Origin of the sequence: Porphyromonas sp. oral taxon 275 (assembly GCF_018127745.1) — a bacterium.
Classification (GTDB): domain Bacteria; phylum Bacteroidota; class Bacteroidia; order Bacteroidales; family Porphyromonadaceae; genus Porphyromonas.
Genome location: NZ_CP072333.1, coordinates 476,973 through 490,476 on the forward strand (window position 1 = coordinate 476,973; position 13,504 = coordinate 490,476).

General features: G+C 61.1%; 16 protein-coding genes. 2 read left to right on the top strand and 14 right to left on the bottom strand.

All coding sequences use genetic code 11. The annotated features are described in order from the left end of the window. Nucleotides 1–23: 23 nt before the first annotated feature. Nucleotides 24–1,508 carry a glycoside hydrolase family 27 protein gene (locus J4862_RS01805; RefSeq protein WP_211789039.1) on the top strand — a complete coding sequence of 495 codons (1,485 nt, stop codon included), beginning with the start codon at nt 24–26 and terminating at the stop codon, nt 1,506–1,508. A 40-nt stretch (nt 1,509–1,548) separates the two neighbouring features. Next, nucleotides 1,549–4,068, top strand: coding sequence for a glycoside hydrolase N-terminal domain-containing protein (locus J4862_RS01810; RefSeq protein ID WP_211789040.1), 2,520 nt, complete (start codon nt 1,549–1,551; stop codon nt 4,066–4,068). A 546-nt stretch (nt 4,069–4,614) separates the two neighbouring features. Here J4862_RS01810 and J4862_RS01815 read toward each other — a convergent pair. From J4862_RS01815 to J4862_RS01880, 14 genes are all read right to left on the bottom strand, one after another. After that, nucleotides 4,615–5,418: a DNA adenine methylase gene (locus J4862_RS01815; protein ID WP_211789041.1), complete on the bottom strand. Its 804-nt coding sequence runs from the start codon at nt 5,416–5,418 to the stop codon at nt 4,615–4,617. Between the two features lie 153 nt (nt 5,419–5,571). Then, complete coding sequence (locus J4862_RS01820) at nt 5,572–5,889, bottom strand: hypothetical protein (protein ID WP_211789042.1); 318 nt, start codon at nt 5,887–5,889, stop codon at nt 5,572–5,574. Nucleotides 5,890–5,902: 13 nt separating this feature from the next. Next, entirely contained in the window at nt 5,903–6,178 is a 276-nt protein-coding gene (locus J4862_RS01825) for a hypothetical protein (protein WP_211789043.1), read from the bottom strand. Further along, a complete protein-coding gene (locus J4862_RS01830) occupies nt 6,169–6,591 on the bottom strand; it encodes a hypothetical protein (protein ID WP_211789044.1) in 423 nt (140 codons plus the stop codon). Before J4862_RS01830 ends, J4862_RS01825 begins: the two co-directional genes overlap by 10 nt. A gap of 5 nt (nt 6,592–6,596) precedes the next feature. Next, nucleotides 6,597–7,049, bottom strand: coding sequence for an N-acetylmuramoyl-L-alanine amidase (locus J4862_RS01835; RefSeq protein ID WP_211789045.1), 453 nt, complete (start codon nt 7,047–7,049; stop codon nt 6,597–6,599). Further along, nucleotides 7,027–7,272 (bottom strand): hypothetical protein, encoded by a 246-nt coding sequence (locus J4862_RS01840; protein ID WP_211789046.1) that lies wholly within the window; start codon nt 7,270–7,272, stop codon nt 7,027–7,029. The genes J4862_RS01835 and J4862_RS01840 overlap by 23 nt, the downstream gene beginning before the upstream one ends. Nucleotides 7,273–7,274: 2 nt before the next feature. Then, complete coding sequence (locus J4862_RS01845) at nt 7,275–7,583, bottom strand: hypothetical protein (RefSeq protein WP_211789047.1); 309 nt, start codon at nt 7,581–7,583, stop codon at nt 7,275–7,277. A 1-nt stretch (nt 7,584) separates the two neighbouring features. Then, a complete protein-coding gene (locus J4862_RS01850; RefSeq protein WP_211789048.1) occupies nt 7,585–8,088 on the bottom strand; it encodes a hypothetical protein in 504 nt (167 codons plus the stop codon). 1 nt (nt 8,089) lies between these two features. Then, a complete protein-coding gene (locus J4862_RS01855) occupies nt 8,090–9,043 on the bottom strand; it encodes a hypothetical protein (protein ID WP_211789049.1) in 954 nt (317 codons plus the stop codon). Further along, on the bottom strand, nt 9,043–9,633 hold the full coding sequence (locus tag J4862_RS01860) for a DUF6046 domain-containing protein (protein ID WP_211789050.1): 591 nt from the start codon (nt 9,631–9,633) through the stop codon (nt 9,043–9,045). The genes J4862_RS01855 and J4862_RS01860 overlap by 1 nt, the downstream gene beginning before the upstream one ends. After that, on the bottom strand, nt 9,630–11,390 hold the full coding sequence (locus tag J4862_RS01865) for a tape measure protein (RefSeq protein WP_211789051.1): 1,761 nt from the start codon (nt 11,388–11,390) through the stop codon (nt 9,630–9,632). Before J4862_RS01865 ends, J4862_RS01860 begins: the two co-directional genes overlap by 4 nt. 177 nt (nt 11,391–11,567) lie before the next feature. Next, on the bottom strand, nt 11,568–11,858 hold the full coding sequence (locus J4862_RS01870; protein ID WP_211789052.1) for a hypothetical protein: 291 nt from the start codon (nt 11,856–11,858) through the stop codon (nt 11,568–11,570). Between the two features lie 20 nt (nt 11,859–11,878). Further along, nucleotides 11,879–12,298, bottom strand: coding sequence for a hypothetical protein (locus tag J4862_RS01875; protein WP_211789053.1), 420 nt, complete (start codon nt 12,296–12,298; stop codon nt 11,879–11,881). A gap of 7 nt (nt 12,299–12,305) precedes the next feature. Beyond that, nucleotides 12,306–13,502: a DUF2586 family protein gene (locus tag J4862_RS01880; protein WP_211789054.1), complete on the bottom strand. Its 1,197-nt coding sequence runs from the start codon at nt 13,500–13,502 to the stop codon at nt 12,306–12,308. Between the last annotated feature and the right edge of the window lie 2 nt (nt 13,503–13,504).

Sequence of the window (13,504 nt, forward strand, 5' to 3'; positions counted from 1 at the left end):
CTCATCTAATAGCACTTCCCTCTATGAAGCATCTACTCTCACTAGCCTTGCTGGCAGCCTGCAGCACCCTGCCCGTGGCGGCTCAGAGCGCGTCCGATAGTCTCGGCCTCAGCTGCGCTACTGAGGTCTTCAGCCTCCCGCATCGCCCCTTCATGCACAAGATCGTAGCCTCCTCCCCCGAGGTGCAGCTGAGCGTCAAGGGGCTGCCCAAGGGCCTGCGATGGAATGCGCAGCGTCGCCTCATCGAGGGTACAGCACCCGCCGCAGGGAGCTACAGCTACAGCCTCATCGTGAGCTCGGGCAAGGAGCAGCGTACCATCCCCGCCCAGCTCACCGTGAGCAAGAGCCTCGGGCTGGCGCGTCCCTTCATGGGCTGGATCTCGTGGAATGTCGTCGAGGGCAATATCTCCGCCTCCATCGTGCGGCAGGTGGCTGATGCGATGACGACGCAGGGGCTGAGTGCCGCAGGCTACCGCTACCTCATCATCGACGACCTGTGGCACGCACCCCAGCGTGCTGCCGATGGCGCTACGCAGCCCGACCCGAAGAAGTTCCCCGAGGGGATGAAGCCCGTGGTAGACTACGTCCACGGGCGTGGGCTGAAGTTCGGGATCTACTCCGACGCTGCTGAGCGTACCTGCGCAGGTGCCTATGGCTCGCTCGGCTACGAGCAGCAGGATGCGCGCACCTATGCTCAGTGGGGCGTCGATCTCCTGAAGTACGACTATTGCTTCGCCCCTAAGGATGCCGCCACGGCCGAGGAGCGCTACCGCACGATGGGTACTGCGCTGCGCGAGGCAGGGGGTATCCTGCTCTATATGTGTGAGTGGGGCGCCCGCAAGCCTTGGCTCTGGGGGGCACGCACGGGGGCCTCTGCCTGGCGTGCGACCTACGACACGCGCGACTGCTGGGTCGGGAAGCCCGGCGGCATAGGCGTGACTCAGAGCATCGAGGACATGAAGGGGCTATGGCCCTACAGCGGGGTGAACCGCTTCAACGACGCTGATATGATGTGTGTCGGGATCCATGGGACGGGGAAGTCCAGCAATGATCTCTGCGCCACGGGCCCAGGGATGACTCAGGACGAGTACACGACCCAGTTCGCCCTCTGGTGCATGTGGTCCTCACCGCTGCTGCTGTCCTTCGACCTGACGAAGCCCATCCGTCCCGAGGACAAGCACCTCATCACCAATGCCGACCTCATAGCCCTCGACCAAGACGAGCTAGGGCAGCAGGCCGAGCTCGTCCTGGAGGATCAGGGCATCATCTACTTCATGAAGGACCTCGCGAATGGGGATGTGGCCATCTCCGCGACCAACCTCAAGGACTCGGAGCAGACGGCACACTTCGACTTCACACGCTTCTCCGCCCTCCAGCCCAAGGTGCGCTACCGCGTCCGCGACTGTGTGGAGCAGCGCTCGCTCCCTGCCGTACAGGGGCAGCTCTCCCAGACGATCCGCCCTCATGCGACCCTAGTCTATCGCCTTAGCCGCCTAGCACGCCGCTAGCCTCTCTCCTATGACTCACTTCACCAAGCATAAGCTATCCATGTATAGACCCAAGCAAGTCATCCTACTCCTCGGCCTGAGCCTCGCCCTTCCGCTGGGGCTCTCGGCAGGCGTGCGCCCTAAGGCCACTCCAAGCCCCCTCCTCAAGGACAGCAGCGCCTACCGCCAGGCGCTGAGCTACCACCTCGATCGCCCTGCACGCAGCATGATGGAGGAGCTCCCCCTGGGCAATGGTCGCCTGGGGATGCTCTCCGATGGGGGCGTGCAGCGCCAGCGTATCACGCTCAACGAGAGCTCTATGTGGAGCGGCAGCATCGACTCTACGGCGCTCAACCCCGAGGCGGCCAAGCACCTGCCCGAGATCCGTCAGCTGCTCTTCGCAGGTAAGGCCAAGGAGGCCGAGGCCCTGATGTACCGCACCTTCGTCTGCGGGGGGAAGGGCAGCGGCCACGGTAGTGGTGCCAAGACGCCCTACGGCAGCTACGAGGTCGGGGGCTTCCTCCAGCTGGACTGGACACGTGCACCGCAGCTCTCCGCCTACCGCCGTAGCCTCGATCTCCAGGAGGGGATCAGCACCGAGCGCCTCGAGGTCGCAGGCAGTCCCTACCGCCTCAAGACGCTCTACAGCTCCATGACCCAGGATGTGCAGGTGCTGCACATCGAGAACCTCAGCCCCGAGGCCAAGAGCGATACCCTTCGCCTCACGCTGAGCCGCCCCGAGTGCGGCCAGACGGCCGTGATGGGCGGTATGCTCACCATGAGCGGGGCTCTCAGTGATGGCAAGGGCGGCCAAGGGCTGCGCTATGCTATCCTCGCTAAGCCCGTGCTCCCCGAGGGCGGGCAGCTGATCAGTGAGGGGCAGGAGCTCCTCGTCGTCGGGGCGCCCGTCGTGACGATCTACCTGGCGCATAATACCAACTACTACGACCCACGCCTCCCCCTCCTAGCCAGGGGTGTCGAGCAGCTGGTGGCGGCAGAGCGCCTTGGTGAGGCCCAGCTCCGTCGCGCCCAGCAGCAGGCCTTCGGCGATCGTATGGGGCGCGTGCAGATCGCTCTGAAGGGGAGCGATGAGACGCTGCTGCGCTTGCCGATCGATCAGCGCCTCGTCGCCTACTACCGCGACCCTCAGCGTGACCCTGCGCTGGCTGCGCTCTACCTGCAGTTCGGCCGCTACCTCCTCCTCTCCAGTACCCGACCTGGTGCTCTGCCCCCCAATCTGCAGGGGCTATGGACCAATACCATCCAGGCGCCATGGAATGGGGACTACCATCTGAACATCAACCTACAGATGAACTACTGGCCTAGCGAGAAGGGCAACCTTGGGGAGGCCGTCAGTCCGCTCACCGACTGGATCGCCTCCCAGGTACGCTCGGGAGAGGCCACGGCTAAGGCCTTCTACAATGCCGAGGGCTGGGTGACACACATCCTTGGCAATCTCTGGCAGTTCACCGCCCCTGGCGAGCATCCCAGCTGGGGCGCGACGAATACGGGCGCGGCTTGGCTCTGCCAGCATCTCTACAACCATTACCGCTACACGCAGGACAAGGCCTACCTCGAGCGCATCTATCCCATCATGCGCGGCGCGGCACGCTTCTTCTCCAGCACGCTGGTGGAGGACCCGCGCAATGGCTATCTGGTCAACGTGCCGACGACCTCGCCTGAGAACCACTACCTGACGCCCGAGGGCAAGAGCGTCGCCGTCTGTGCGGGCTCTACGATGGACAATCAGATCATCCGCGAGCTCCTGCAGAACACCATCGCAGCGGCCAAGACGCTCGGCGTCGATACCGCGGCGCAGCGCCATCTGGCGACGCTGCTCCCCCGCATCAAGCCTACCACGATCGCTCCCGACGGGCGTATCATGGAGTGGATGGAGAACTTCGCCGAGGCTGAGCCACACCACCGCCATGTCTCCCACCTCTACGGGCTCTACCCGGGCAGCGAGATCACCCAGGAGGAGACGCCCGAGCTGGTGGAGGCTGCACGCCGTAGTCTCGACGCCCGCGGGGCTAGTAGTACCAGCTGGTCTATGGCCTGGAAGGTGAACTTCCGTGCACGCCTCGGGGACGCCGAGGAGGCCTACAAGGTGCTCAACCTCCTGCTGCGCCCCGTCGCTGAGCTGGACCCCACGACGGGCAAGGCCAACGGTAGCGGCACGGAGAACAATCTCTTCAGCGCGCACCCACCCTTCCAGATCGACGGCAACTTCGGCGGTGCCTCGGGCATCATGGAGATGCTGCTGCGTAGTGAGACGGGGAGCATCACACCGCTGCCGGCCCTGCCCAAGGCTTGGGCTAAGGGGGAGATCACGGGTCTGCGTGTGGTGGGGAATGCCACCTGCTCCCTCTCTTGGGATCAGTCGAAGCCCGGCAGCCTGAGCTACCTCGAGCTCGTCAGCCATAGCCCCTACCGCCATCAGCTCACCCTGCCCAAGGGGCTCGAGCGCTACGAGCTGCGCCTCAACGGGCGTCTCCTGCAGCCCAAGCAGCTCCTGCGCTCGGGTCGCCTCCAGCTTCCCCTGATGAAGGCGGGCGATAAGCTCACCCTCACGGTACGCTAGAGGCAGCGGGGAATGTAGCTTGCCCTACTAGGGCTGGCTCTCTGAGCCCCTAGCCAGCCTACTTGATCCGCTAGATATAGCGCCCCGCAGCTCCTTGTGAGCTGTGGGGCGCTGTGCTTTGGGGGGCTGAGGCGGGAGGCTTGTCCTAGCGGAGTGACGGTCTAGGGGGAGGCCTTCTGAGGGATATCAGTGGCGAGGCTGAGAGACGTCCGTCACGCCTGCGAGGGATATCCCTCAGCCCTGCCCACTGATATCCCTCACCGAGCTGGGCTAAGGCTGTCGTCTCGCTGCGACACCTTCCTCCCTTTGCTGGGCGGCCTTGGCTAGGGTGCTGGGCCTTCGTCTCTTCCTTCGTCCGCGGGCTGAGATCCGTGCACGCTTAGCCTGCTTATCGTGCCATTAAGACACTATAATCCGCAAAACGAAGCGTGCGGCACATTGCAAACGAAGCGTGCACCCACACACCCCGCTGAGAAGAAACGAAGCGTTACATTTTCGGGGAATATACTAAGGGCGTTCGGCAACCATCCGAACGCCCTTCTTTCATCAGTCGAACAGGGTCGGCTCCTCCACCTTTACATAATTACACACCATCCACTCCTCCTGTTTTCGTCGGGAGGTCTTAGAGGCCGATATCGTGCGCTCGATACGATGGATGTGCCACCCGTATTGAGTGGCATATCGCTCAATGTTGACATCGGGGAACATCGTCAGCATGAACTTACCCTTGACCTCTGCAAGGAGGTCAAGGAGAGCCAGCAGGTGGCTCTCGCCGAACACGCCCTCATAATGGCCGCAGTCACTCCCCACATAGGGAGGGTCGACGAAGTGAAAGGTGTCGGGAGTGTCATAGCATTGGATGACCTCAAGAGCATCCCTATTTTCGATCGTGACGTTATCCAAGCGCTTGGATAGGTGCTCGCCGAACTCCTCCTTGGCGTTGCGTATCTTTTTCGGTAGCCCTCCCCCGAAATCATAGCCAAATGAACCGTCCAGCATACTGGCAAAACTCATCTTAGACAAGGCCCACACTGCCCATGCTCGGTCCATACGAGTGAAGAACTGAGGGTACTCCAAGATGTGTGCTGCATGGGCATGCATATCTCTGGAGTGCACGGTAACATCGACTCGAGCTTTAAGCGTGTCGTACTCACTCTTGAGCATCTCGTAAAAGTTGGTCATCTGCTGGTTGAGGTCGTTGATGACCTCACCGTCGGAAGGCTCCTTCGCAAAGAGCACCGCTGCGCCCCCACAGAAGGCCTCGGTGTAGAGGGTGTGCGAAGGTATTAGCGGCAGAATGTGCTTGAGCATGGTCTGTTTGCCGCCGTAGTAGGTGATTGGTGTCCTCATATATAATATAATGCTTACTTTTGCAGTGTCTCACCCCTATATAATAGCAACGCCAAAGCGTGGAAGAGAGCCCTAAAGAGCCCCCGACCACACGCTTTGGCGTTGCCGCATTATAGAGGTGAGATCCTATTTTGCAAGGTCGGGGGCTCTCCTTTACCCCCTCTTGCCTGAGTGATAGTTGAACTGCCCGCCCCCGAAGGCGCGCACTGCGAGATAGTAGAGGTAGCTGAGGAGGACGAACCACAGCTGTGAGGAGGGCTTGCGTCCCTTGAAGTAGGCGGAGGAGCGGGCTACCATATCCTGAAATAGTCGGATATCGGCCTTGCGCCTATCCGCAGCACTGCCTCCAAGGTTGTAGAGCTCGTCATGCAGCGTACACTCCTTGACAAAAAAATCATGATGGGGCGGGCGCAGCCAGGCGAAGAAGCCACTGCAAGCGCCGCATCCGTTAACCTTAGACTGCTCTCCCATCGTCACCCGAATGCTATGCGAATACCTCGCTGAAGGATGGGGAGAAGACACGAAGCGCAGCACGCGGGAGCTGCTCGAGCGTTGCTGGCTCAATCTTATTGAGCTTGGCATAGCGCTCAAGCGCCTTGTCGTAGACGACGGAGGGCAGGGGGTAGCTAGCGCCCTCCTGTGGCGTCTCCGTCATCGAGCGGCCAGCTGACCGCGCCATATCAATGCCTGCGCGCCAGTCACCCTTGTGCTGCACGGCTAGATCCCACAGCGTCTGCCCCCGCTGCAATATCACCTCCATCTCCGTCGGAATCGGGCGTAGAAGTAGAGCGTTACGGCGACGAGGGAGCCAAGCACCAGGAGTCGAATGCTGTAGCCTGCATCGCCGAGGATCCCCATCTTTTTAACTTGCGTATCCACGTACACGCTGTCTACCTTGTGCATATATACGGTGTCACGCTGCAGGCGGTCTCGGAATCGGGTACGCCAGCGCTCTAGGTAGACAGTGTCCCCCCTTGAGTGGAGGTACACGCTGTCGTGTACGTAGATACTATCGCGCCGCTCGGTGAGGCGGTCGCGCCACTCGGTACGCACCGCCCCCTCCTTAACGATGGTGCGCGTCGTCGCGCAAGAGGATAGAGCGAGGAGGATGAGCGCCCAAAAGAGGATGAGCGCCAGGAGCATCAGTAGCCGTTCTGTTCGTAGTCGTGTCATAGCTGCTATATGTCTTTGTATTCGGGGATAGCGTCAAAGCAGGGGCACTCTTTGATCCGCTCCCAGGGGTCGACGATGCCGTTGCCGTTTTTGTCGGGGGAGAAGTCTCGGTGGCCGAGGATGGAGGCCGTCGGGTACTGCCGCTTGAGCTCACGCAGGAGGTCTAAGAGGGCTGCCTTCTGCGCGGGGGTGCGGTTATCGACACCCTTGCCCTCACGATCAATACCACCGATATAGGCCACATGGATGGAGGTTGCGTTGTGTCCTCGCACACCATTGCTCACTCGGTCGGGGCTGAGGAGCTCATGGAGCTTGCCATCGGGAGTGATGACATAGTGATATCCAGGAGCGGACCAGCCACGGGCTCTGAAGGCCGTAAGCAGGCTAGCTACGGAGGTAGACTGCGAGGTGGCAGTACAGTGCACCACGAGGTGCTCAATCTTGCGGGGGGTCGTCATCTGATGTCTTTGTTTTTTTGTTGTTTAGGTCCTTGTTTAGTCGGTGTTTGTAGTCGATGCCGAAGAGTGCCCCCGCGAAGGTGGACATCTCGCCAAAAGCGAGGAGTACGGAGTTGTGTATCTCCCCGAGGGGCACGACCAGGAAGGCAGCCCATAGCAGAGCAATACCTGAGAGGGTGAGGATGACAGCCACCCACAGCTGTATCGTTAGTCGTCTGTGCATTGTTAGTAGTGCGCGTCTATGGTGATGCCTTGAGCAGTGATGCTCACTCTGTCCACCCGCTGTCCGTCGAGCTCAAGCTGCTCGCGTATCCGCGCCCGCCAGTAGAGGGGGCGATGATCGAGGGGCATATCCGTGATCCCTACGCCAAGGGCGGGTGCCTCCTTGAGCTCCCCCTGATGCATCAGGAGGAGGAGCGCTTGATTCTGTGGCGTCGTCTCCGCGAGGCTCAAGCCGCCGAGGATGCGCCCCTCTTTATCACGGGCGATTCGGACGGCAAGGTCGTAGTCCTCACCAAGCTGCAGAGCTATCATATCAGTGTCTAATTTTGCTGTTCTCGAGCTTTTTGCGGGTCGTCCGCTCGAGGGGTTTGGAGGCCCATCCCGCTAGCGAGGCCTTGAGTGCAGCGCCCCCATCGTTAGGGACAGGAGTCCAGCTGGCTATGCCCTGCCTTAGCTCCTCGATGCTGCGCTCCAGCTGCTCGAGCTGCTCGACCAGTGGGCCGACCTTGACGAGGCCACCGAAGCGACCGCCCATAAGTACTAGCTCCTCCGCCTTATCGCAGGAGAGCACCACCAGCTGGTCCAGGTCCCCCGTAAGGGAGCCGAGGATGACGACTGAGCCGACGGCAGGCCTCACCAGCAGCTGGGCATCCTCCTCAGCCGTAGAGGCTCTCAGGCGTACCTCGTCGATAACGAGCCCCTCCACCTCGACGGAGCAGGTGAGCTCACCCAGCTCTGTGACGATGCCCTGCAGGAGTACGGACCTATTGGGCGCGAGCGAGCGAAGGAGGTCGGCGAGCTCTCTGTACTTATCCATATCAGCTCAACCTAAATCCCAACTCCACCTTACGCTTGCCCCCCGAGGCGGAGAGCTCCGTCGTCACCGAGCGAACGAAGTAGCTCCCCTCCTTGTAGGGGTAGTCCTCGTCGATGATGAGCGCCGTGTCGCCTGGGCGGCACTCTGGCTCAAGCCAGGTGGTGATACTGCCATCATAGCCGTCAAAGGAGCGGCGGCGCAGCTCGGCCTCGCCCCTGAGGCGCATGCTCGTCTCGTCGGAGGTCGGGCACTTGATGGTGAGCTTATCGCCGCCAGCGCTGCCGACCTCCACCTCACGCACCTTACCGTCGGGGAGCAGCGCCTTGACGGTGATCTGATATTTTTTATCCTCCGCACGACGATAGGCAAGGTCCGCCTCCTCGATATTGTGGGCAAAGTTGTAGACCCGCTCCTGACCTACGAGCTCCCCAGGTGGATGCAGGTGCAGCGTCCCGCCCTCGATGTAGATGTCCGCCCCACACTCCTCTTGCACCTTGCGCAGCGCGTCATAGCCCGTCGCCCCCTTAAGGACGAACTTGTTGTAAGTCCAGCTGTAGGTAGACGACACCCTCAGGGGGAGGCCAAGCTCGCGGATGATGAGCTCCAGGAGCTTAGAGAGCGTGATCTGCTTGTGCACCGCATCCGCTAGGGGCTTGCGGAAGAGATATAGTGCGTCCTCACAGTGCAGGGTGATACTCCCCCCATCGGTGGCTATGCGCTGCAGGTAGCCGCGGAACTCCTCCCTGAGCCCCGTCTCCTCGTAGCCGAGGGCTATGACCACCTCATCGCCACGGCGCAGTGCATCCTCCACCTCGAGCGTCTTGTTGTACTCGCTACCAGGCAGGGTGATCGTCGCCGTGTCAGCGAGGAGCTCCACCGATCGATGCAGCTCCACCTTGTCGAGCATGCCCAGGCTGTAGTCACCTATCTGTATGTCGTAGGAGAGGGTCAGCATTAGCGTGCGAGGGTCTTACGGGTGAGGAGGAGCTTGTAGCTATCGTCGCTCACGGCCTGGGCTGTGAAATTTTGGTTGGCGGTCCCCGAGGTATGGGGCAGCTCCCAGCTCTCGACAACGATGCGGGATATCCCGAAGAGCTCCAGGAGCGGGCAGTAGGCGATGAGCTTCCCCGCCTCAAAGTAGCTCACGAGGCGGCGCAGCTCCTCGCGCGGATACTGCCCACCCGCCCCTATGAGTGTCCCCTCGAGGCGTATGATGTAGTCATCCTGAGCCCATCGCTCCTTGATGCTGCCGCGTATCTTGCCCTTGGCCACCTGCCGCTTGACCAGGATGTGCGCGCCCGAGACGGAGAGCATCAGCTCCTGCGGGATCAGCCAGGGCTCCTCACCTTCGCGGGCGAGAGAGAGGGGGAAGAGCATCGGGAGGCCTAGGGCGTTGCTCTGCAGCTCCTCGAGCTCTTGCTCCTCCAGGGGGATCTCCACCTGAGGTACAGCACCTGAGGGGACTACGGTGCTGATTCGATCGAAAAGAAAAGGAGGGGGGACAGGGAGGCGGTGTGCCAGGCTCTCTAGGTCAAAGCGTGTCATCGGTCGGTGGAGGTGCTTATCGCCAAGGCGCGGTTAATCGATGAGAGGACCAGCTTATCGAGCTCGGCTGTGTCCGCCTTGTCGTGCATGGTCACCTCGAAGCGTTCGATGAGCTTACCGATATGCATGGTGATTTGCGTGTTGCGCGTGCCACCCGTGGCTATCGCATCGCCCGTCTTGCCTCGCCCGTGCTTTTTGTCCTTGCCCTTGCCTGCGCCAAAGATGACGCTCTCCTCGCTGCCCTTGAGCCCAGGGAGGCTAATCTTCGCAGGCTCGGGCTTCTTCGTCTGCTCCTCGACAGCCTGCTTCGCTGACTGCGTGGCAAGCGTGGCATCGTAAGCTGAACCGAGCCCGCCGAGGAGGTTCTTCGAGGACTCATAGGCGGCCTTAGCGCTATTCACCCCGAGGACGCCCTTGCCTGCGTCCTGGACGGCCTGAGCCGCACCTGAGAAGTCCCCCTCGAAGAGGAGCTTAATTGCCTTGCCGACCTTGCCTATAGCGCCGAGGAGCTCCTCGATACGGCTGACCACATAGTCCTTGATGATGCCCCCAAATCCCGTCATCGTGTCCCACATGGTGAGGATGAAGGCGCGGAAGCCCGCGAACTTGTTCCAGCAGTAGACGACGCCTCCAGCGAGCATCGCAATGCCCGTGATGACAAGGCCGATGGGGTTAGCGGTGAGGGCTGCGTTGAGCAACCACTGCACCGCTGTCCATGCGGCTGTAGCTCCCTGGGCGACGTAGGCGGCTGAGGCGAGGGCAAGGTGGCCGATTGCTTGCGCCTTGAGGGCGACGGTGGCAACACCGACGACCCACGCGGCAAGGAGCAGCTCGCTCCGCCAGCTCTTGACGAATTTTGCCGCAGCGACCACTCCGTGGATGAGCTTAGTCACTGCCTGGACAGCCTTAGGGACATTGGCCGTAACGAGCTCCACTACGCCGATGAGGTAGGGCTTGAGCTCATCGTAGATACTCACCGCCCCCTTAATGATGACTCCTGCCAGTTTATTCCAGCTCCCCGCCCCCGAGGCAACGAGGGCGTCCATCATCCCATGAAAGCGCCCGCCCTCGCTCGTTGCGTGGCGGATTGCCTGCGCTACGTTGTAGGCGGAGATACGCCCCTTCTCGCTCATCGCCTGTATCTCGGCGTAGCTCTTCCCCGTCATCTCCGCCAACTCCTTCATCGGATTGAATCCCGCCTCTGTAAACTGATTGTTCTCCTGACCCATCAGGTGCCCCTTGGAGGTGACCTGACCAAAAGCCAGGGCAAGAGATCGGAGACGCTCGGCGCTACCGCCCGAGATATCACCCAACTGTTTGACCAGCTGAACGACATCCTCGGCGGCTACGCCATAGCCCATAAGAAGTTTAGAACTCTCCGACACCTGCAGGCGTGAGAACACGCTCTCGCTGTCCGCGTACTCATTGAGTTCAGCGAGCTTACTCGTCGCAAGCTCGACATCACCCACGAGCGTTCGAAAGCCGATAGAAGCCTGTTCGGCCTGCATCCCCACACGAGAGATCGCCGCAATCCCCCCGCCAAGGAGCCCGTAGGGGTTCGTCAGCAGGGCGAGCCCTGGGATGCGGCTAAGCTCGCGCCCCAAACCCGACAGCCCAAAGGCCCCTGCAAGGCTCGCGCGGACCTTATGAGCCCGACGCTCTATGCCCTCGAGTGAGCTGGTAACGCCTCGAGCGGTGGACAGCAGGTTCGAGCTGTCCGCCTGGAGCTTGATGAGGAACTTAAGGGTCTTATCCATTATTTGCGGCTTCGAGCTTACGTATCTCGTTCAGGTGGGCAATGGTCATCGCCCACTGGTTGTCGGAGAGAGTGTCGGGGTTGAGGTGGAGGTAATAACGGAGGTAGGTGTCGAAGAAGTAGAAGCTCTCCCAGGTGATTTGCTGCTCTTCGGAGGCAGAGATCGCACCCGCCCCCCTTAGAGCTTTTTTATCTGGGCCTCCTTCTGCTTGAGGAGCGTATCTAGCGTGCCGATAGCAGGGAGGAAGTAGTCATCGTCCTGACGCATCTCCTCATCGCCATCTATCCACACAGCCCCGAGCACCGCTGCCGACATCTCGATAGGGTCCGTCAGCCCAGCCACGAAGCTAAACACTTCGCGATTCGGCTTGCGAACAAGACAGCTCTTATCTTCTACCTCGATGAGATAGACGTTGTCCTCGCCGAACTTTTTCTTATACTCTTCGATCTGTTCTTTGCTGAAATCCATAATGATAGGTTCGTTTTGTGTTATTCGGCCTGCTTGCGGAGGAACATGAAGGGGATAGGGAACTCAGCAAACTTGTCGCCTTGTTTCCACTTGTCCTCCTCCTTACTGAAGGTGCAGCCCAGGAGGGTATCGGTATGGATGACATCCCCTTCTGAGGGGTTGCCATAAGCGACCACGATGGTCGTCGAAGCGCCGAGGATACTCCCCCCGCAGGCCCGCTGCAGTAGGTGGTACTCGCTACCCGTGAGGGTGATCGTCCCCGAATACTTGATGTTGCCGCGCTGGATGCCCATAGGCTGGCTGCCTGCTCCGTAGATGACCTCCTGCTCTTCTTCGGCCGTGTACTCGATGCCTCGGAGCCCCACGATACGGCGCCCGCCAACAAGCACGGTGATTTTGCGCCACTCGTACTCGCTATAGTTAAATACATTTACTGGCATAGCTCTATTACTGTTTAGTTACGGCGAATCCTAGTGCAACATCGATGTAGCGCGCATAGCCCAGGGGGCGTACGCTCAGCACGCCCTCCACCTTGGAGGAGGCGAGGACATTGCCAGGCTTGAGGACGAAGCGGCAGCCGCTGCCCGAGGTCTGATCCGCCGAGAGCTCACCCCTAGCGGTCATTGCCTTGTCGACGGCGCTGGTGACGGCACTCTCCCACTGCTTTGCTCTGGCGGGGTGCAGCGATCCATCCTCCTCGACCTCGAGCTCATCCAGGAGAAACTCCAGCAACTGCCCGTAGGCGATACGGTAAGCCTTGTCGGCCGTGCGGCGTGAGGTCAGCTGGCTATAGTCGTCGACATCTGCGGTGCAGAGTCGGTCGTCGGTGAAGTAGTAGCCAACACGACCGACGTGCTGACGCGGGCTGATGTAGCCCTTGGCGTAGAGCTCGGCCACGAAGGCACTCTGCTCCTCGATGGGCTTGCCCTCGAGATAGAGGGCCTCGGCCTTAATCTTACCATCGGCCACACGTCCGACATTGCGCTGCACCCCCACACGGGCGATGCGCCCCGCAAGCAGGCCAACAGCCGCCCCCTTGCTCTCGGGGCTCGTGTCCCCGACAAAGACGGCCACACGATTGGACGCTAGCTCGCTGAGGTCAGTGAGCCCCTGACGCTTCAGCCCGCGCCCCTCAAGCAGGACAAAGAGCGGAGCGTAGAGCTCGCTGGTAGCCCACTCGGCCGTCTCTTGCGCCTTGGGGATAGCGGTGAGGACGTCAGGGACGAGTCCCGCCGTGGCCTCCTGCTCATCGGAGGCATCCAGCGCGACGACGACGCCCCTAAGGCGTCCACCTGTGAGCGTGATGAGCTTGCGCAGCTCGCCCGCGTCCTCATCGCTCTCACCCTTGGCGACCAGCTCTGTCATGGTCTTGCCCTTGGGGACGCCGTAGAGGACGAGGGGGACCCCCTCGCCTGCCTCGGCGTAGAAGTCACGGAGGTGCTTCAGGAGGACTCCGTTGTGGGGCTCATCGATCCCTGTGGGCAGGTCAGCCATGCTATTCAGCTCGTAGGGGTGGCCGAGCTGGAAGCCCCCACCGCTGGCCTCGGCACTCACGAGGAGTGCCAGGAGACCATCGGGGGACTCAGAGACCTTACCCAGCTTCCCATTCTGAAAGGCGATTTTTACGCCTGGTAATTTCTTCATAA

Coding starts and splice junctions, on each gene's coding strand:
- J4862_RS01805 (WP_211789039.1), top strand. CDS start 24: ATGAAGCATCTACTCTCACTAGCCTTGCTGGCAGCCTGCAGCACCCTG.
- J4862_RS01810 (WP_211789040.1), top strand. CDS start 1,549: ATGTATAGACCCAAGCAAGTCATCCTACTCCTCGGCCTGAGCCTCGCC.
- J4862_RS01815 (WP_211789041.1), bottom strand. CDS start 5,418: ATGAGGACACCAATCACCTACTACGGCGGCAAACAGACCATGCTCAAG.
- J4862_RS01820 (WP_211789042.1), bottom strand. CDS start 5,889: ATGGGAGAGCAGTCTAAGGTTAACGGATGCGGCGCTTGCAGTGGCTTC.
- J4862_RS01825 (WP_211789043.1), bottom strand. CDS start 6,178: ATGGAGGTGATATTGCAGCGGGGGCAGACGCTGTGGGATCTAGCCGTG.
- J4862_RS01830 (WP_211789044.1), bottom strand. CDS start 6,591: ATGACACGACTACGAACAGAACGGCTACTGATGCTCCTGGCGCTCATC.
- J4862_RS01835 (WP_211789045.1), bottom strand. CDS start 7,049: ATGACGACCCCCCGCAAGATTGAGCACCTCGTGGTGCACTGTACTGCC.
- J4862_RS01840 (WP_211789046.1), bottom strand. CDS start 7,272: ATGCACAGACGACTAACGATACAGCTGTGGGTGGCTGTCATCCTCACC.
- J4862_RS01845 (WP_211789047.1), bottom strand. CDS start 7,583: ATGATAGCTCTGCAGCTTGGTGAGGACTACGACCTTGCCGTCCGAATC.
- J4862_RS01850 (WP_211789048.1), bottom strand. CDS start 8,088: ATGGATAAGTACAGAGAGCTCGCCGACCTCCTTCGCTCGCTCGCGCCC.
- J4862_RS01855 (WP_211789049.1), bottom strand. CDS start 9,043: ATGCTGACCCTCTCCTACGACATACAGATAGGTGACTACAGCCTGGGC.
- J4862_RS01860 (WP_211789050.1), bottom strand. CDS start 9,633: ATGACACGCTTTGACCTAGAGAGCCTGGCACACCGCCTCCCTGTCCCC.
- J4862_RS01865 (WP_211789051.1), bottom strand. CDS start 11,390: ATGGATAAGACCCTTAAGTTCCTCATCAAGCTCCAGGCGGACAGCTCG.
- J4862_RS01870 (WP_211789052.1), bottom strand. CDS start 11,858: ATGGATTTCAGCAAAGAACAGATCGAAGAGTATAAGAAAAAGTTCGGC.
- J4862_RS01875 (WP_211789053.1), bottom strand. CDS start 12,298: ATGCCAGTAAATGTATTTAACTATAGCGAGTACGAGTGGCGCAAAATC.
- J4862_RS01880 (WP_211789054.1), bottom strand. CDS start 13,502: ATGAAGAAATTACCAGGCGTAAAAATCGCCTTTCAGAATGGGAAGCTG.